At 56.8% G+C, this 18,918-nt stretch carries 16 protein-coding genes; 10 read left to right on the forward strand and 6 right to left on the reverse strand.

Annotated elements, in window-relative coordinates:
* The first annotated feature begins 32 nt into the window (after window positions 1-32).
* The 3 genes from eptA to pmrB are packed head-to-tail and all read left to right on the forward strand — an operon-like array spanning window position 33 to window position 3,432.
* Entirely contained in the window at window positions 33-1,664 is a 1,632-nt protein-coding gene (gene eptA, locus HII27_RS04205; RefSeq protein ID WP_185666707.1) for a phosphoethanolamine transferase EptA, read from the forward strand.
* 10 nt (window positions 1,665-1,674) lie between these two features.
* Window positions 1,675-2,349 carry a two-component system response regulator PmrA gene (gene pmrA, locus HII27_RS04210; protein WP_185666708.1) on the forward strand — a complete coding sequence of 225 codons (675 nt, stop codon included), beginning with the start codon at window positions 1,675-1,677 and terminating at the stop codon, window positions 2,347-2,349.
* A 3-nt stretch (window positions 2,350-2,352) separates the two neighbouring features.
* Entirely contained in the window at window positions 2,353-3,432 is a 1,080-nt protein-coding gene (gene pmrB, locus HII27_RS04215; RefSeq protein WP_185666709.1) for a two-component system sensor histidine kinase PmrB, read from the forward strand.
* 308 nt (window positions 3,433-3,740) lie between these two features.
* On the opposite strand, the gene uvrB is transcribed toward pmrB, so the two are convergent.
* Window positions 3,741-5,765, reverse strand: a complete 2,025-nt coding sequence (gene uvrB, locus HII27_RS04220; protein ID WP_185666710.1) for an excinuclease ABC subunit UvrB — start codon at window positions 5,763-5,765, stop codon at window positions 3,741-3,743.
* 246 nt (window positions 5,766-6,011) lie between these two features.
* Here uvrB and HII27_RS04225 point away from each other — a divergent pair, with 246 nt between their 5' ends.
* Window positions 6,012-6,149, forward strand: a complete 138-nt coding sequence (locus tag HII27_RS04225; RefSeq protein ID WP_185666711.1) for a hypothetical protein — start codon at window positions 6,012-6,014, stop codon at window positions 6,147-6,149.
* A gap of 243 nt (window positions 6,150-6,392) precedes the next feature.
* Here HII27_RS04225 and bioD read toward each other — a convergent pair whose 3' ends face one another.
* Genes bioD through bioB form a run of 4 tightly spaced genes read right to left on the reverse strand, consistent with a single transcriptional unit; the run spans window position 6,393 to window position 9,996 of the window.
* Window positions 6,393-7,070 (reverse strand): dethiobiotin synthase, encoded by a 678-nt coding sequence (gene bioD / locus HII27_RS04230; protein ID WP_185666712.1) that lies wholly within the window; start codon window positions 7,068-7,070, stop codon window positions 6,393-6,395.
* Entirely contained in the window at window positions 7,063-7,818 is a 756-nt protein-coding gene (gene bioC, locus HII27_RS04235; protein ID WP_185666713.1) for a malonyl-ACP O-methyltransferase BioC, read from the reverse strand. The genes bioD and bioC overlap by 8 nt, the downstream gene beginning before the upstream one ends.
* Window positions 7,802-8,959, reverse strand: coding sequence for an 8-amino-7-oxononanoate synthase (gene bioF / locus HII27_RS04240; protein WP_185666714.1), 1,158 nt, complete (start codon window positions 8,957-8,959; stop codon window positions 7,802-7,804). Before bioF ends, bioC begins: the two co-directional genes overlap by 17 nt.
* The gene (gene bioB / locus HII27_RS04245) at window positions 8,956-9,996 is read right to left on the reverse strand and encodes a biotin synthase BioB (RefSeq protein ID WP_185666715.1); all 1,041 of its coding nucleotides are present in this window, start codon (window positions 9,994-9,996) and stop codon (window positions 8,956-8,958) included. Before bioB ends, bioF begins: the two co-directional genes overlap by 4 nt.
* 83 nt (window positions 9,997-10,079) lie before the next feature.
* On the opposite strand from bioB, the gene bioA reads away from it, so the two are divergent.
* The 6 genes from bioA to HII27_RS04275 all read left to right on the forward strand — a co-directional run bounded on the left by bioA (window position 10,080) and on the right by HII27_RS04275 (window position 17,786).
* On the forward strand, window positions 10,080-11,369 hold the full coding sequence (gene bioA, locus HII27_RS04250; RefSeq protein ID WP_185666716.1) for an adenosylmethionine--8-amino-7-oxononanoate transaminase: 1,290 nt from the start codon (window positions 10,080-10,082) through the stop codon (window positions 11,367-11,369).
* A gap of 70 nt (window positions 11,370-11,439) precedes the next feature.
* Window positions 11,440-11,916, forward strand: coding sequence for a kinase inhibitor (locus tag HII27_RS04255; protein WP_185666717.1), 477 nt, complete (start codon window positions 11,440-11,442; stop codon window positions 11,914-11,916).
* A 460-nt stretch (window positions 11,917-12,376) separates the two neighbouring features.
* The gene (locus tag HII27_RS04260) at window positions 12,377-14,362 is read left to right on the forward strand and encodes a PTS mannitol transporter subunit IICBA (RefSeq protein WP_185666718.1); all 1,986 of its coding nucleotides are present in this window, start codon (window positions 12,377-12,379) and stop codon (window positions 14,360-14,362) included.
* Between the two features lie 54 nt (window positions 14,363-14,416).
* The gene (locus tag HII27_RS04265; RefSeq protein ID WP_185666719.1) at window positions 14,417-15,571 is read left to right on the forward strand and encodes a mannitol-1-phosphate 5-dehydrogenase; all 1,155 of its coding nucleotides are present in this window, start codon (window positions 14,417-14,419) and stop codon (window positions 15,569-15,571) included.
* A 61-nt stretch (window positions 15,572-15,632) separates the two neighbouring features.
* Window positions 15,633-16,295 (forward strand): MltR family transcriptional regulator, encoded by a 663-nt coding sequence (locus HII27_RS04270; protein ID WP_185666720.1) that lies wholly within the window; start codon window positions 15,633-15,635, stop codon window positions 16,293-16,295.
* A gap of 207 nt (window positions 16,296-16,502) precedes the next feature.
* A complete protein-coding gene (locus HII27_RS04275) occupies window positions 16,503-17,786 on the forward strand; it encodes a putative acyl-CoA thioester hydrolase (protein WP_185666721.1) in 1,284 nt (427 codons plus the stop codon).
* A 113-nt stretch (window positions 17,787-17,899) separates the two neighbouring features.
* Here the strand turns inward: HII27_RS04275 and pgl are convergent, their stop codons facing one another.
* Entirely contained in the window at window positions 17,900-18,895 is a 996-nt protein-coding gene (gene pgl / locus HII27_RS04280) for a 6-phosphogluconolactonase (RefSeq protein ID WP_185666722.1), read from the reverse strand.
* Window positions 18,896-18,918 lie beyond the last annotated feature (23 nt).

The raw sequence follows: 18,918 nt of genomic DNA on the forward strand, positions 1-18,918 counted from the left end.
TAGCGAACATCAATCTCTTTGGGTTCAACGCTATGCTTCGCCTGTTTCGCCATCGTCCTGCCGTCAGCCGACTGACCTACATCATCCTGTTTTCGCTGTACATCGCTCTGGCGCTGAACATCGTATTCTATCGCCAGGCCTTTACGCTGCTGCCGGTCGATGGCCTGCACAACGCGCTGGTGTTCCTGTCCATGCCGGTAGTCGCCTTCGCGGTGATGGCTATTTTGCTGACCCTGGCTTCGGTGATTCGCTTAGAGAAAGTTGCCGCGACGCTGTTTGTTTTGCTCAGCGCCAGCGCGCAGTATTTCATGATGAACTTCGGCATCATTGTCGACCGTTCGATGATTACCAATATTCTCGATACCACCCCTGCGGAAAGCTACGCCCTGCTCTCCGGGCAGATGATTATGGTATTTGCCTTTACCGCTCTGCTCTCTATTGCGCTGGCCTGGTGGATCAAAATTAAACCGGCAGCAAGCGTGTGGCGCGGCACAATAATGCGTGCGGGCACCGTTCTCGTATCGGCGCTGTTAATTCTTCTGGTCGCCGGCCTGTTCTATAAAGATTACGCGTCGCTGTTCCGCAATAATAAAGAGCTGGTGAAATCGCTTAACCCGTCGAACAGCATTGTGGCGATGAACTCCTGGTATTTTCACCATGAGATGGATAACTTGCCGCTGGTGAAAATTGGCGAAGATGCCAAACAAAAAGCGGTGATGAAAAACGGCCCGCGTAAAAATCTGACGATATTAATCGTCGGCGAAACATCACGCGCCGCTAACTTCTCACTGGGCGGTTACGAACGTGAAACCAACCCATTGCTGGCAAAAGATAACGTCGTCTATTTCCCGAAAACAGCCTCCTGCGGGACGGCCACGGCGGTCTCGGTTCCGTGCATGTTCTCTAATATGCCGCGCACTGGTTATGACGAGTCGTTAGCGCACCACCAGGAAGGGCTGCTGGATATCATTCAGCGGGCCGGGATTCAGGTGCAGTGGAACGATAACGATGGCGGCTGTAAAGGCGCCTGCGACCGCGTGCCGCACCAGGATGTCACCGCGCTGAACCTGCCTGGGCAGTGCATCAACGGCGAATGCTACGATGACGTGCTGTTCCATGACCTCGAAAAGACTATTGATAGTATGCAAGGTGACGGCGTCATCGTGCTGCACACCATCGGCAGCCACGGCCCGACCTATTACAACCGTTATCCGCCGGAATTCCGCCGCTTCACGCCAACCTGTGATACCAGCGAAATCCAGTCCTGTACTCAGGAGCAGTTGAAAAATAGCTACGACAACACGATTTTGTACGTCGACCATATTGTCGATAAAGCGATAAAACTGCTGCAATCAAAACAGGATAAATTCACCACCAGCCTGGTTTACCTTTCCGACCACGGTGAATCTCTGGGTGAAAATGGCGTTTATTTACATGGGCTGCCTTATTCCATTGCCCCGGAAACGCAAAAACATGTACCAATGCTGTTATGGTTATCTGATGATTATCAGAAGCGCTATGGCGTTAATTACGCCTGCCTGCAGCAAAAGGCCAAAGAAAATGACTACTCGCAGGATAATCTGTTCTCTACAATGCTGGGATTAACGGGCGTAGAGACTCAGGAATATCGCGCAGCGGATGATATATTAGCCACCTGTAAATAGAGGCCAGCAGATGAAAATATTAGTCGTGGAAGATGACACCCTATTATTGCAGGGGCTGATTCTGGCAATGCAGAGCGAAGGATATGCCTGTGATGGTGTAGAAACCGCACAGCAGGCAGCGCTGAGCCTGGCTAACGGACATTACAGCCTGGTAGTGCTGGATTTAGGTCTGCCAGACGAAGACGGCCTGCACTTCTTAAACCGCATGCGGCAGGAAAAAATGAGCGTGCCGGTGCTGATTCTGACTGCCCGCGATACGCTGGAAGACCGCGTGATGGGGCTGGATACCGGCGCCGATGACTATCTGGTGAAGCCGTTCGCGCTGGAAGAGTTGAATGCCCGCATTCGCGCCCTGCTGCGACGTAACCTGAACCAGGGCGATAACGAAATTACGGTTGAGAATCTGCGCCTTAACGTCACCCGCCGCCAGGTCTGGCTCGATGAAGAGCTGCTGGAACTGACGCCGAAAGAGTACGCCCTGCTTTCACGGCTGATGCTGAAAGCAGGCAGTCCGGTGCACCGCGAGATCCTCTACAACGATATCTACAACTGGGATAACGAACCGGCGACCAATACGCTGGAAGTGCATATCCACAACCTGCGTGACAAGGTGGGTAAAGCGCGGATTCGCACCGTACGCGGATTTGGCTACCAATTGGTTAACGCGATAAGCAAAGCGGAGTAAGGCATGGCGCTATTTTCCATCCGCAAGTGGCCAATGCGGCATCAGCTGTTGCTCACCATCGGCGTGATTCTGGTGGTGTGTCAGCTCATTAGCGTGTTCTGGCTCTGGCATGAGAGCAAAGAGCAGATTGAGCTGGAAGTGGCGATGCTGATGCATAACCACAACAACGCCAAACACATCCGCCACGAGGTGCGTGAAGCAATTGCCAGCCTGCTGGTGCCCAGCCTGCTGATCATTGGCCTTGCGCTCTTCCTCTGCCTGCAGGCGGTAAAGCGGATCACCCGCCCTCTGGCCGACCTGCAACAAGAGCTGGATTCACGGACGCCGGGAAATTTGCAACCCATCTTTCTTCAACAGACCACCGTCGAAGTTGAGGCGGTGACCAACGCTATCAACCAGCTTGTTGATAACCTGACGCAGACGCTTAACCGAGAGCGCCTGTTTACCGCCGACGTCGCCCACGAGCTGCGTACGCCGCTGGCGGGATTAAAGCTGCACCTTGAACTGCTGGAGAAAACCCAGAAGCTCAACCTGTCCCCGTTAGTACAACGCCTGGACCAGATGACCGATAGCGTGGCGCAACTGCTGCTGCTCGCTCGCGTCGGCCAGTCGTTCTCCGCGGGGAGCTATCAGCAGGTAAATCTGTTGAGCGACGTGATTGAGCCGCTAAAAGGCGAGCTTGAGACGATGCTGGAAACGCGGGCGCAAACGCTGGTGATTGCCGAGCCGACGCCAACGGTAACCGTTCCCGGCGACGCCACGCTGCTGCGCCTGCTGCTGCGCAATCTGGTAGAGAACGCCCATCGCTATAGCCCAAAAACGTCAGCGATTACGCTGTCGCTGGTTCAGGGTGCGCGACCAATGCTAGTCGTGGAAGATGAAGGTCCGGGGATTGATGAGTCGAAGGTGGGCGAACTGAGCCAGGCGTTTGTGCGCATGGACAGCCGGTATGGCGGTATTGGTCTGGGGTTGAGTATCGTTACGCGCATCGCTCAGCTACATGAGGCGGCGTTCTTTTTACAAAACCGCGACACCGCAACCGGGACGCGGGCATGGGTAGAGTTTCAACCGACGAAGCGCTAAGGCGCTTCAGAAGGTGAGCATCCAGTGGCAAACAAAGCCGGCAACGATGGCAACAGAGACGAGCACGGTGAACAGCTGTTGGACGTTCAGATTCGACATAACACTACCCTCAATAATTTTACGGATAGTATCAGTAGATTATATTAAGCGAACCTTAAGGCTGGTTCCCGGCCCGTGATGGCTGCCGCAATTTTAGAGAAATAGTGCCCAGGGATGCGTTCGAGCCACTCCGGGGTCGGCGTAAACGCCTCGCCCGGGCTACCATCCCGTAGCCAGGCCAAGCGAAGCGCCGCCGGGGCGGCACCCACTCAGGACGTGGCGATAAACAGCTCGCGCAGCTGATGCAGCCGGTCGCGAATCTCTGCCGCTTCTTCAAACTCCAGGTTCTGCGCATGTTTGAGCATCTGCGCTTCCAGCGAGGTAATCTGCTGCTGCAGCGCTTTTGGCGTCAGCGCCTGAACATCCGGCTCGACGATGGTGACCGCGTTTTTCGACTTCCCGCGACCTTTGGCCCTGGTTTTCGCCAGCCCCTCACCCATCGCCAGAATATCAACAACGTCTTTCACCAGCCCCTGCGGCACGATGCCGTGCTCTCCGTTATAGCGCTGCTGTTTCTCGCGACGGCGCTCGGTTTCACCAATCGCTTTCGCCATCGACGGGGTAATTTTGTCCCCGTAGAGAATCGCTTTACCGTTGATGTTACGCGCCGCACGACCAATGGTCTGAATCAGCGAGCGTTCGGAACGCAGGAAGCCTTCTTTATCGGCGTCCAGAATCGCCACCAACGAGACTTCCGGCATATCGAGGCCTTCACGCAGCAGGTTGATCCCCACCAGCACGTCAAACTCGCCCAGACGCAGGTCGCGGATGATCTCCATACGCTCCACGGTGTCGATATCAGAGTGCAGGTAGCGTACCCGCTCGCCGTGCTCTTCCAGATATTCCGTCAAGTCTTCCGCCATACGTTTAGTAAGCGTAGTCACCAGCACACGCTCGTTAATCACCGAACGTTTACGAATTTCCGACAACAGGTCATCTACCTGCGTGCCAACCGGACGCACTTCAATCAGCGGGTCAAGCAGCCCGGTTGGGCGCACCACCTGGTCAATCACATCGCCGCCGGATTTTTCCAGCTCATAGTTGCCCGGCGTCGCCGACACGTAAATTGTCTGCGGCGCCAGCGCTTCAAATTCTTCAAACTTCAGCGGACGGTTGTCGAGCGCCGACGGCAGGCGGAAGCCGTATTCCACTAGCGTCTCTTTGCGTGCGCGGTCGCCGCGATACATGCCGCCAATCTGCGGAATAGTAACGTGGGATTCATCAATCACCAGCAGGCCATCAGCCGGCAGGTAGTCAAACAGCGTCGGAGGCGGCTCGCCTGGCCCGCGTCCGGAGAGGAAGCGCGAGTAGTTTTCGATGCCAGAGCAGTAGCCCAGCTCGTTCATCATTTCGAGGTCAAACTGGGTACGCTGGCTCAGGCGCTGCTCTTCCAGCAGCTTGTTGTTTTCCAGCAGCACCTTGCGGCGGTCTGCCAGCTCCACTTTAATCTCTTCCATCGCCTGCACGATGCGCTCGCGCGGCGTCACGTAGTGTGATTTTGGATAGATGGTAAAGCGCTGAATGGTCGAATCAACGTGGCCGGTCAGCGGGTCAAACAGCGAGAGGCGTTCCACCTCTTCGTCAAACAGTTCAACGCGCAGCGCCAGATCGTCAGATTCTGCCGGGAAGATGTCGATAACCTCGCCACGCACGCGGAAGGTCGCACGCTGGAACGCCTGATCGTTGCGGGTGTACTGCAATTCAGCCAGACGGCGCAGAATGGAGCGCTGATCGATAATCATGCCCACCGTCAGGTGCAGCATCATTTTGAGGTACAGGTCAGGGTCGCCCAGACCGTAGATAGCGGACACCGAGGCCACCACCACCACGTCGCGGCGTTCGAGCAGCGCTTTGGTGGCGGACAAACGCATCTGTTCGATATGTTCGTTCACCGAGGCATCTTTTTCGATAAAGGTATCCGAGCTTGGGACGTACGCTTCCGGCTGGTAGTAATCGTAGTAAGAGACGAAGTACTCAACCGCGTTTTCCGGGAAGAACGCTTTCATTTCGCCATACAGCTGAGCCGCCAGCGTTTTGTTCGGCGCCAGCACCATTGTCGGGCGCTGCAGGTCAGCAATGACGTTGGCAACGGTGAAGGTTTTCCCCGACCCCGTTACGCCTAACAGCGTCTGGTGCGCCAGGCCGTCTTCCAGCCCCTCTTTCAGGCGTGAAATGGCAGCAGGCTGGTCGCCTGAAGGACTAAACGCAGAATGCAATTTGAAGGGTTTACTCATGGACAACGCTACCTGATGACGAATGGGCCGGGCTGGAGATTAATTCTACTCGCCGCCTGCCGAATTGCCAATAAAAAATACTGGATATAAAAACAGTAATCACTTACTGTATTTCGTGTTCCAGGGGCAACGGCAAGCAAGAGCGGCTGAAATTTATCCTCTGACAAGATAAAACACCAGCCTGATAAGGTTATCCCCAGAATTTTTTCTCTTTTAACATTTGTCAATATAGGTCATGAAAGTTTTATGGCAATCCGCAGCACTTTTTATTACGCCATTGCTTTTATTTATCTTGTTGAAATTTATAGAAAACATAGAAAAGCCGCGTTTCGCATCAATTCAGGCGCAGGCCGCATGCTCTCTCGTTTACCGCAGGTTTTCTAACTCTAATACACAGGGTTATCCACAGGAATAGTGGATAACTGCCGCTAGCCCCTATCCCCCGGCACCCGGCGATTTGCGCAACGGCGTGTCAACGAGAAAGCAAAAAAATATTTTATCCCCGATTTTGATATTTATCAGCGAAAAAGCACGCCCATTTTGTCCATCAACATGGGCGATTTCCTTACGTTATCTGCGGGTTAGCGCTTACGAATGAAGATGGAAAAGGCGTGCCAGAAAAGTGGCTTACAGAGCGCTCAGGTCAAGGTATTGCCCAAGCGGTTGGGATTCAACCTCATCGCCAAGCCACGGGATCTCTCCAAGCAGCGGTGCGGGAAGCATCCGCTGGAGCGTGCTCAGGTATTCTGCATGGCGACGTCCCGGCGGCGTCACATCGTTGGCAATCCAGCCCGCCAGCCGTAGCCCTGCCTGCTGTACTGCCTGCGCGGTCAGCACCGCGTGGTTGATGCAGCCAAGCTTCACGCCCACCACCAGGATGACCGGCATCTGTTCCGTTTGCACCCAATCCGCCAGGGTCAGCGTTGGCGAGAGCGGCGTAAACCAGCCACCGGCCCCTTCCACCAGCACCCAATCGGCTTCGGCCTCCAGCGCGCGCAGCCCAGCAGAAAGCACACTGGCCTCGATAGGCCGCTGCTCGTCGGCGCTGACGATATGCGGAGAGGTCGGCTCGGCAAAGGTATACGGGTTCACCTGCTCGTAGCGTAACGGCAGCACGCTGTTGCGTTGCAGCGCCAGTGCGTCGCTGTTGCGCAAACCGTCGGCGGTCATTTCGCTGCCGGAAGCCACCGGCTTGTACCCCGCCGTACGCCGCCCAAGCGAACCTGCGGCCTGGAGCAGCGCGGTGCTGGCGACGGTTTTTCCGACTTCGGTGTCGGTGCCGGTTACATAAAAGCGTTCAGTCACGCGAGATCACTCCTGTAAAAAGATGGTAGGTCAGCGGGAATTCTCCCGCCTGAGACGGCCACGCCAGTTGAAGCTGCTGGAGCCTGCTGCGCGTCAGCGGCTGCTGGCTGCGCCCCTCGTGGAGATGCGTCGCGCCAATGCCTTTCAGGGAACGCATGGCGCTCAGCGCATCGGGAAAGGCCAGCGTGATGGAGGTGGCAACGCTGCGGCTGTGGTAGTCAACTAGCGCCTCCTGCAGCGCCGTCTCGGGAAGAAAACGGTTGGCGTGTGGACGCTGGTCAACGGCACGCCAGGCCTGATTCAGCTCTGGCAGTGAGCCTGCCGTCAACGTGGTAAAGGCCAGCGTGCCGCCGGGGCTAAGCTGGTGATACAACCCCTCCAGCGCCACGTGGAGGTCGCTACACCACTGAATAGCCAGATTGCTCCACACCAGATCAAAGCCGCCTTCCGGCAGTGGAATAGCTTCGATATCGGCCTGGAGATAACGGTCGGCTGCCTGCTGACGCTGCGCCTGCTCAAGCATTTCAGCCGAGAGATCCAGCGCCGTTACGTGGCTACCTTTGTTACGCCAGTAGCGGCTGTAGCTGCCCGGCCCGCAACCTGCGTCCAGCACGCGGTCAAACGCCCGCGACGGCAGCTGGGACAGCAGCTGCTGTGCGCTCAGGCGCTGTAACTCGTCGTGCTGATGGTAGTGCGCCGCCGCACGGCCAAATGCCGCCGCCACCGCCTGTTTATTGACGGTTGCCATGCAGCACCTCCAGCAGTCTGTCGATATCCTGCGCTTCGTGCGCGGCGGTCAGCGTTAAGCGCAAGCGTGCCGTCCCGGCGGGTACCGTCGGCGGGCGAATCGCCGTCACCCAACAGCCCTGCTCGCGCAGTTGTTCGGCCAGGTTGAGAGTGTGCTGGTTATCACCGACGATCAGCGGCTGAATCGCACTTTGCGAATCGGTTAAGGTGTAGTCCAGCCCCTGCGTGCCGTAGCGAAAAGCGGCAACATGCTGCGCCAGCTTTTCGCGTCGCTGCTGACCGTCATCGCTCTGAATCACTGCCAGCGCCGCCTGTAGCGAAACCGCCTGGGCGGGCGGCATGGCGGTGCTGTAAATCAGATGGCGGGCGAACTGCACAAAGTAATCCGCCACGTCATGGCTGCACAGCACCGCCGCACCGCTCAGGCCAAACGCCTTGCCAAAGGTCACCACCAGCAGCTCAGGATGAACGCCCTGCTGCTGACAACTCCCCCGCCCGTTTGTGCCGTTGATGCCAATGCCGTGCGCATCATCGACCATCAGCCAGGCGTTAGCGTCGCGCGCGGCCGCAGCGATATCCGCCAGCGGCGCGCTATCGCCATCCATGCTGAATACCCCTTCCGTCACCACAAGCTGCTGGCCGTCGAGGGGGGCTGCCAGCAGCCTGGAGAGATGCTGGCTGTCATTATGCTGAAAGCGGCGCAGCTGCGCCGGGCTTAGCGTAGCGGCTTCAAGCAACGACGCGTGGCTGAGACGATCGGCAACGATCCGGTCTTCACGCCCGGCAAGTGCCGCGATCGTCGCCTGATTGGCAGCAAAACCGGAAATAAACAGCAGCGCGCGGTCATAGCCCAGCCAGTCAGCCAGTTGCTCTTCAAGGCGTTGATGGGCCTGGTGGTAGCCGGTCACATGCCCGGACCCACCGCTGCCCACGCCGTACTGCTGCGCGCCCTGCTGCCAGGCGTGGATCACCTGTGGATGTTGGCTGAGGCCGAGATAGTCGTTACTGGAAAAGTTGCAGTAGCGACGCTCACCGCGCACCAGCCAGCGGCCTGCACCTTGCTCCAAAGGCTGGCGAGAACGGAAAGCCTGGGCCTCCCGACGTTCGCTTAATGCCTGTTCAATGCGCTGCTGCCAGCTCATACCGCCGCCGCGTTGTAATAATCCTCGGTGTCTGGCGTCATCAGTACCTGCTCCAGACGCTGCTGCTGTTCGTTATCACCCGCCGTCACCGTGGTCTGCTGCGGATTAAGACCCAATTTGCGGAATAGCTGCAGGTCTTTGTCCTCTTCCGGGTTCGGCGTCGTCAGCAGTTTGCAGCCGTAGAAAATGGAGTTCGCGCCCGCCATAAAGCACATCGCCTGGGTCTGCTCGTTCATCTGCTCACGGCCAGCGGAGAGGCGGACGTGGGAGGTTGGCATCATGATGCGCGCCACGGCAATGGTGCGAATAAAATCAAAGGCATCAACATCGTCGTTATCCGCCAGCGGCGTACCCTTCACCTTCACCAACATGTTAATCGGCACGCTCTCTGGCGGCGTTGGCAGGTTGGCGAGCTGCAGCAACAGCCCGGCGCGGTCGGTGACGGTTTCACCAAGGCCCACAATGCCGCCGGAGCAGACTTTAATCCCGGCATCACGCACTTTATCCAGCGTGTCCAGGCGCTCCTGATAGCTGCGGGTGGTGATGATATTGCCGTAGAATTCCGGCGAGGTATCGAGGTTGTGGTTGTAATAATCCAGCCCCGCCGTCGCTAGCCGGCTCGCCTGGCTATCGGACAACGTGCCCAGCGTCATACAAGCTTCCAGCCCCATCTCTTTCACGCCCTGGACCATCTGCTCCAGGTACGGCATATCGCGATCGTTCGGGTTTTTCCACGCCGCGCCCATGCAGAAACGGGTCGAGCCCGCCAGCTTGGCTTTGCGCGCCGATTCCAGCACCTGCTCCACTTCCATCAGGCGTTCGGTTTCCAGCCCGGTTTTGTAGCGTGAGCTCTGCGGGCAGTATTTGCAGTCTTCCGGGCACGCGCCGGTTTTGATCGACAGCAACGTGCTCACCTGCACCTGCCGAGGGTCGAAGTGCTGGCGGTGAACCTGTTGAGCTTCAAACAGTAAATCGAGCAGCGGTTTATCGAAAAGAGCGGTGACCTGCGACATTGTCCAGCGTAAAGGGTTAGCCATTGGCTTCTCCGGGGTTTTGTTAATTTTCGGTTCGGTTTATACTCGTAAACCTAAAACTTTTCAAAATGGTTTACAAGTCGATTATGACAACGGACGATCTTGCCTTCGATAGCCGCCATATCTGGCATCCCTATACCTCAATGACTAAACCGCTGCCGGTCTACCCGGTAGTTTCCGCCGAGGGCTGCGAGCTGCACCTCGCCAGCGGCGAGCATCTGGTGGACGGCATGTCCTCGTGGTGGGCAGCCATTCACGGCTACAACCACCCACGTCTGAACGCGGCGATGAAGACGCAGATCGACCAGATGTCGCACGTGATGTTTGGCGGTATTACCCACCCTTCCGCCGTGGCGTTGTGCCGTAAACTGGTGGCGATGACCCCGGAGCCGCTGGAGTGCGTGTTCCTTGCCGACTCGGGTTCGGTGGCGGTGGAAGTGGCGATGAAAATGGCGTTGCAGTACTGGCAAGCCAAAGGCGAGTCGCGCCAGCGTTTCCTGACCTTCCGCAACGGCTATCACGGCGATACCTTTGGCGCGATGTCGGTGTGCGACCCGGATAACTCGATGCACAGCCTGTGGAAGGGCTACCTGCCGGAGAACCTCTTCGCGCCCGCGCCGCATAGCCGCTTTGACGGGGAGTTTGACGAGTACGATATGGTGGCCTTTGCCCGTCTGATGGCCGCGCATCGTCACGAAATTGCTGCCGTTATTCTTGAGCCTGTGGTTCAGGGCGCGGGCGGCATGCGGATGTATCATCCGGAGTGGCTCAAACGGATTCGTAAGATGTGCGATCGCGAAGGGATCTTGCTGATTGCCGATGAAATTGCCACCGGCTTTGGCCGTACCGGCAAGCTCTTTGCCTGCGACCATGCGGGCATCAGCGCCGATATTCTGTGCCTCGGAAAAGCGCTAACCGGCGGTACCATGACCCTCTCCGCCGCTATCACCACCCGTGAGGTTGCCGAGACCATCAGCAACGGTGAAGCGGGCTGCTTTATGCACGGCCCCACTTTTATGGGCAACCCGTTGGCCTGCGCCGTCGCGACAGAAAGCCTGGCGCTGCTGGAGAGCGGCGAGTGGCAAACGCAGGTGGCGGCAATTGAACGTCAGCTCAAGCGCGAACTCGCCCCGGCCGCCGACGCGCCGTTGGTCGCCGATGTCCGCGTGCTGGGGGCTATTGGCGTCGTCGAGACGCGCTATCCGGTGAACCCGGCGTTGCTCCAGCGCTTCTTCGTCGAACAAGGGGTGTGGATTCGTCCGTTTGGCCGCCTGATTTATCTGATGCCACCGTACCCTATTACGCCGCAGCAGCTGACGCGTCTGACGCGGGCGATATGTCTCGCGGTTGAGCAGGAAATATTTTTTATCCAATAAGCTGCGGTAATCTCCCCACGTTACCGCTACACTCCTTTGTTAATCAGTTGATTAACAAAGGAGGCAGTTGATGAAATTAGTCAGCCACGACCTGCGTGACGGTGAAAAGCTCCCTCATCGCCAGGTGTTCAACGGCATGGGCTACGATGGCGAAAACCTTTCTCCCCATCTGGCCTGGGATGACGTTCCTGCGGGCACCAAAAGCTTTGTCGTAACCTGCTACGATCCGGATGCCCCAACCGGCTCCGGTTGGTGGCACTGGATCGTTGCCAATATTCCAGCCGACACCCGTGAACTGCCAACCGGTGCAGGCTCTGGTCTGGTCGGGTTACCGGCAGGCGCCCTGCAAACCCGTACCGACTTCGGTAAAGCGGGCTACGGCGGCGCGGCACCACCGAAAGGCGAAACCCACCGTTATATCTTCACCGTCCATGCGATGGACGTTGAAAGCATTGACGTTGATGAAGGCGCCAGCGGCGCAATGGTCGGCTTCAACGTGCACTTCCATAGCCTCGGCAGCGCATCCATCACCGCCCTGTTCAGCTAATCGCCCCCTAATCCGTTCACGCCCTGCCTGGGAAACCTCGCAGGGCTTTTTTGTCGCTGATGGCGAAGCGCTGTAATTTTCTAACGTAAACGCCAGTGCATAACAGGAAAGCGCAGGAGTGTGAGGGGAATGTAAATTTATCTTGTGAATTTGATCACAATTTAAAAACAAACACGCCAATACAAAAGGTGATTTAAATCACAAAAAATAGGACAGGAAAGGACATATTTTCGCTTTGTAGCCAACTTACAGCCACTTTATGTGACAAAGATCACCAAAAGTGACCTGTTGATGGGGTGGTGAGAGTGATCAAGATCACAAACACCCCTCGGGGTACGCGAGACGAAAACGCCGTGATAGAGTCGATTTTGCATACTGAACGACTGGATGGTTTTTGGCGAAACCATCACAACTATGACGACGCGCAGCATCTAAGACGCGCACCACGAGGGGTGTTTTTATGTTATCACCAGATATCAAGGTCAAGGTACAGAATTTTGGCCGCTTCCTCAGCAATATGGTGATGCCCAATATTGGCGCATTCATTGCCTGGGGTTTGATTACTGCACTGTTTATTCCCACCGGATGGCTCCCTAACGAGACGTTAGCCAAACTGGTCGGCCCGATGATCACCTATCTGCTGCCGCTGTTAATCGGTTATACCGGCGGCCGTCTTATCGGCGGCGAGCGCGGCGGCGTGGTCGGTGCCATCACTACCATGGGCGTTATCGTTGGCGCCGATATGCCAATGTTTATGGGCGCAATGATTGCTGGTCCACTGGGCGGCTGGGCAATTAAACGCTTCGACCGCTGGGTTGACGGCAAAATCAAAAGCGGCTTTGAGATGCTGGTGAACAACTTCTCAGCCGGTATCATCGGCATGCTGTTGGCGATGCTCGCCTTCCTGGCGATTGGCCCGATGGTTGAGCTGCTCTCTAAAGCGCTGGCAACCGGTGTTAACGTCATGGTGCAGAACAACCTGCTGCCGTTGACCTCTATCTTTGTTGAACCGGCAAAAATTCTGTTCCTCAACAATGCGATTAACCACGGTATCTTCTCACCGCTGGGCATTCAGCAGGCAACCGAAACCGGTAAATCTATCTTCTTCCTCATTGAAGCGAACCCAGGCCCAGGCCTTGGTGTACTGCTGGCGTACATGTTCTTTGGTAAAGGCAGCGCCAAGCAGTCTGCAGGCGGTGCGGCGATTATTCACTTCTTCGGCGGTATCCACGAAATCTACTTCCCGTACGTGCTGATGAACCCACGTCTGCTGCTGGCGGTGATTCTGGGCGGCATGACCGGCGTCTTTACCCTGACGCTGTTCAACGCTGGCCTGGTCTCCCCGGCTTCTCCTGGCTCTATCTTTGCCGTGCTGCTGATGACGCCGAAGGCTTCTATTATTGGCGTGGTGCTGTCGATTCTGGCCTCAACGCTGGTCTCTTTCCTGACCGCCTCCATGTTGCTGAAACGCGTTCGCGTTGGCGATGAAGAGAGCAACGGCCTGGCGGAAGCCACCCGTCGCATGCAGAGCCTGAAGCAGCAGTCTAAATCCGGCGGTAAATCCTCCGGCGAACTGCCGCAGCCAGCGATGCGTAGCGAAACGCTCGACCTGTCTAAAGATCTGCACCACGTGCGTAAAATCATCGTGGCGTGCGATGCGGGTATGGGCTCCAGCGCCCTGGGCGCAGGCGTGCTGCGTAAAAAGGTGAAAGATGCGGGCCTGACCCACATTTCGGTGAGCAACTGCGCCATTAACAGCCTGCCTGACGACGTTGACCTGGTGATTACCCATCAGGACTTAACCGAACGCGCCATGCGCTTTGCGCCACAGGCGATGCACATGTCGCTCTCCAACTTCCTTGATAGCGGCCTATATACCGACCTGACCACCCGTCTGCTGGCGGCCAAACTGCCTGCCGCCGCGAACGACGGCCGTCTCATTAACCAGACGATTATCGCGGCGAACGATGACGCTTTTGACGGCACCGAGCGCGATGAGAATCTGTTTAAGCTCAGCGCGGACAACATTTTCCTCAACCTGACCGCTGAAAATAAGGCTCAGGCTATCCGCTTTGCCGGTGAGATGCTGGTCTCCGGCGGCTACGTTGAGCCGGACTATGTGGATGCCATGCTGGCGCGTGAAGCGCTGACCACCACTTACCTGGGAGAATCCATCGCGGTGCCGCACGGTACCGTAGAAGCCAAAGACCGCGTGCTGCGCACCGGGATTGTCATTTGCCAGTACCCGGAAGGCGTTCGATTCGGCGATGAGCCGGACGATATTGCCCGCCTGGTTATCGGCATTGCCGCCCGCAACAACGAGCACGTACAGGTTATCGCCCGCTTAGCGAACGCCCTGGATGATAAAGACGTGATTGAGCGTCTGACACAGACCAGCAGCGTGCAGGAAATTCTACAAATCCTGTCCGGCGAACAAGCAGCATAAGGCTTCAGGGGCGAGCCGCCCCTGACATGGAAAGTTTTTCTCGAGGTCAGATTTATGAAAGCGATTCATTTTGGTGCAGGGAATATTGGTCGGGGATTTATCGGTAAACTGCTGGCCGATGCCCAGGCAGAGTTAACCTTTGCCGACGTTAACCAGCCGCTGGTCGATCAGTTGGCGCATCAGCAGCACTATCAGGTCAACGTGGTGGGTGAAAATGCCCGCATCGAGCAGGTTAACCGCGTCAGCGCTATCCACAGCAACAGCCCGGATGCCATCCAGCAGATTGCTGAAGCCGACATCATCACCACCGCCGTGGGCCCACAGGTATTGAGCAAAATCGCCAGTACGCTGGCGCAGGGACTGATTGCCCGTCATGACAACGGTAATCATCAACCGATGAATATCATCGCCTGCGAGAATATGGTGCGCGGCACCAGCCAGCTCAAACAGCACGTGCTGCAGGCGATGCCCGCCGAGCTGCACGGCTGGGTGGAAGAACATATTGGATTCGTCGATTCCGCGGTAGACCGTATCGTACCGCCGGGCTCGGCGGCAAACGACGATCCGCTGGATGTAACCGTGGAAACCTTTAGCGAGTGGATTGTCGACAGCACGCAGTTCAAAGGCGCACTGCCGGAAATCGCCGGTATGGAGTCCACCAGCAATCTGATGGCCTATATCGAGCGTAAGCTGTTTACCCTCAATACCGGTCACGCCATTACCGCTTATCTTGGTCAATTGGCCGGGCATAAAACGATTCGCGATGCCATTCTGGACCCGGCCATTCGCGATGTGGTGAAAGGCGCGATGGTGGAGAGCGGCGATGTGCTGATCAAACGCTACGGCTTTAACCCTGAGCAGCATGCGGCCTATATCGAGAAGATCCTGACTCGCTTTGAAAACCCGTACCTGCACGACGACGTGGAGCGCGTGGGCCGTCAGCCGCTGCGCAAGCTCAGCGAAGGCGACCGTCTGATCAAGCCATTGCGCGGCACGCTGGAATACGGCCTGCCTCATAACAACCTGGTGATGGGCATTGCGGCAGCGTTAAGCTATCGCAGCGGCGATGACCCGCAGGCGCAAGAAATGGCGAGCCTGCTGCACGATAATGGCGTCGCCCACACCGTCACCCAGGTCTGCGGCCTGCAGGACCAGCCAACGCTTGTCGCCCAGATAGCGAATGTGTATAACGCCATGCAACGGAAATAATGTTGTTGCCCATAGGGTTGGAGCTGCTGTCCCGGCAGCAGCTCCAGAATAAGAAGGTAAGATGAAACAAAATCGACTGCGTTTGACGACGCAACCAGAGATACAAGGACATCATCCGAAGGAGCCGACGCCGCTAAAGCCGCGCCCTTCGGTCAATGAAACCACCATGATGGCGACAATGGACGAATCTGACCTTTATAAAAACCAGGCCGCAGAGAACCGCGTGCTGGAAAAGCTCAACGCGCGCCAGACGCTCAGCGGTTTTATTCAGACCGCCGTCTTGCTGCTGGCTGAAGCGGTCGATCAGCTGATTCTTCAGGCTTTTCGTAAAGACGATTATGCCGTTAAGTACGCCGTCGAACCGCTGCTCGAAGGTAGCGGCCCATTAGCGAATCTGTCGGTCCGTCTCAAGCTCATTTACGCACTCGGCGTGATCAGCCGCGATGAATATGAAGACGTGGAGCTGCTGGTAGCGCTAAACAACGAGCTGGAGCAGGAGAAGACCGTTTACAGCTTTACCGATGATGAAATCCTCGGCCCGATTAGCATGCTGCACAGCATGACGGCGTTGCCGCCCCCTCCAACGCTGCATATGCCGGAGGATGTGGTGGATGATGCGCTAAGAACCATGCAGGAGCAGCGCTATCAGCAAATGGTGCGGTCGGCGCTGGTATTAAGCATTACCGATTTAATTACCCGTCTGGCCCACAAAAAAGCGTTCTAGCAGGACGATGGCGCATCCATTGTCTCTACGAACGCCCCTGACAAATGGCGGTCATCTCCGCCAGAGACCTCCCCTTTCCTTCCATCACGGTAAGTCGGCAAAAAAACAGGCGATTTTTTTGCCAGCACATCTTCCCGTTTCGCTCAACTTAGTATAAAAAGGCTGCTTTTACGGGATTCACATTCACTTAAATTAGCCTGGAGCAACATGAACACTTTCTCGGTTTCTCGTCTGGCGCTGGCATTGGCTTTTGGCGTGACACTGACGGCTTGCAGCTCAACCCCAGCGGATCAACGTCCTTCTGACCAGGCAGCCCCTGGTACGGCCTCTCGTCCGGTGCTGTCAGCTGATGAAGCGCAGAACTTTGTCGCCGCGCGTTATTTCTCATCGCTTGATCCTAACGCTGCCGCCTGGTCTCCGTCTTCCATCGCCGTTCCGGCCAAAGCAGACTTCGTAGTAGGTCCTGCGGGTACGCAGGGCGTTACCCACACCACCATTCAGGCTGCGGTTGATGCCGCCATTGCTCGCCACAGCAGCTCACGTCTGTTCATCGCCGTTCTGCCGGGCGAATACCCAGGCACCGTTTATATTCCTGCGGCACCGGGCAGCGTGACCATTTACGGTACCGGCGAAAAAGCCGCCGACGTGAAAATTGGTTTGGCTATCGACTCCGAGATGGACCCAACCAGCTGGCGTCGTCAGGTCAACCCAGGCGGCAAATACATGCCTGGCAAACCGGCGTGGTACATGTTCGATAGCTGCCAGAGCAAACGCACCGCCACCGTCGGCGTGATGTGTTCCGCGGTTGTCTGGTCACAGAACAACGGTCTGCAACTGCAGAACCTGACCATCGAAAATAACCTCGGCGATAGCGTGGATGCCGGAACGCATCAGGCGGTGGCCCTGCGTACCGATGGCGATAAAACCCAGATTAACAAAGTGAACATCCTGGGCCGTCAGAACACCTTCTTCGTGACGAATAGCGGTGTCGATAACCGTCTGCAGAATAACCGTCAGACCCGTACGCTGGTCACCGACAGCTATCTGGAAGGCGACGTGGATATCGTTTCCGGTCGCGGTGCAGTGGTATTTGAGAACACCGACTTCCGCGTGGTGAACTCCCGCACCCAGCAGGAGGGTTACGTGTTCGCTCCAGCGACCCTGTCCACCATCAACTTCGGCTTCCTGGCGACCGACAGCCGCTTCACCGCTACCGGTGACGGCGTAGCGCAACTGGGCCGTTCTCTGGACGTTGATGGCAACACCAACGGTCAGGTCGTTATTCGCGATAGCGTGATTAACGAAGGCTTCAATGTGGCAAAACCGTGGGCTGATGCCGCGGTATCTAAACGTCCATTCAGCGGTAATACCGGCGCGCAGGACGAGAAAGGTCAGCTGAAACGCGATCTTAACGACCGTAACTTCAACCGCATGTGGGAGTACAACAACCGCGGCGTGGGAAGTCACGTAGTGACTGAACCTAAGAAGTAATTCGTGATGATGTGAAAAAGGCCCATGAGATCATGGGCCTTTTTTTATCACGTAGGCCTGATAAGCGTAGCGCCATCAGGCATCATGCCAACATTACCGAATGGCGACGTCGATTAATACGCGTTAACCACCACCCACATCGGGCCCTGGCCTACCGCATAACGCCCTTTCTCCTGCAGTAGACCCTGCTCACCGGCAATCTCATACACCGCAACGTGGTGCGATTTCTGCCCGGCGGCAATCAGGTATTTCCCACTGTGATCGACGTTAAAACCGCGCGGCTGCGTTTCGGTTGGCTGGAAGCCTTCCAGTGACAGCACGCTGCCGTCTTCTGACACGCTGAAGATGGTAATCAGGCTAGAGGTACGGTCGCAGGTGTACAGGTGACGGCCGTCTGGGGTGATATGAATATCTGCCGCCCAGCGGGTATCGGTGAAATCAGCAGGCATCATGTCCAGCGTCTGCACGCATTCAATTTTGCCGTACGGATCTTTCAGTTCCCACACATCGACAGAACCGTTCAGTTCGTTGACGCAGTAGCCGTACTGTTCGTTCGGATGGAACACCATATGGCGCGGGCCAGCGCCTTCTACGGTGGTTACTTCCGCCGGGGTCTGCGCGGACAGGAAACCGTCATCACTCAGCGTGAACAGGCAGATGCGATCCTGCTTCAGTGCCGGTACCCACAGGGTGCGGTTGTCCGGGGAGATGTTCGCCGAGTGGCAACCGTCCAGACCTTCTACGACCGTCACAGTATCGCGCGGCAGGCCATCTTCCAGACGAATCACGCTGACGTTGGCCTGGTTGTAGGAGGCGCTAAAGACGAAGTTGCCTTTGCGGTCAGTGGAGATATGGGTTGGGCTACCCGGCAGCGGCGCTTCGGCTTCAAAGGTCAGTGCGCCGTCGTCTGGGGCAATGCGGTAAGCCAGTACGCGGAATTCAGGGCGTACGCCGACGTACAGAAAGCGTTTATCAGGGCTGACAACCATGGGTTGTACCTGACCCGGGACATCCACCACCTGAACCAGCGTCAGGCTGCCGTCATGGTTCAGCGTCCAGACGTGGATCTGCTGGCTCTCCGGGCTGGCGGTATAAACGGTCTGTTTCATGACTACTCCTTTCTGAAAACATT

It is taken from the genome of Kluyvera sichuanensis, assembly GCF_014218705.1.
In the GTDB taxonomy this organism is placed as follows: domain Bacteria; phylum Pseudomonadota; class Gammaproteobacteria; order Enterobacterales; family Enterobacteriaceae; genus Kluyvera; species Kluyvera sichuanensis.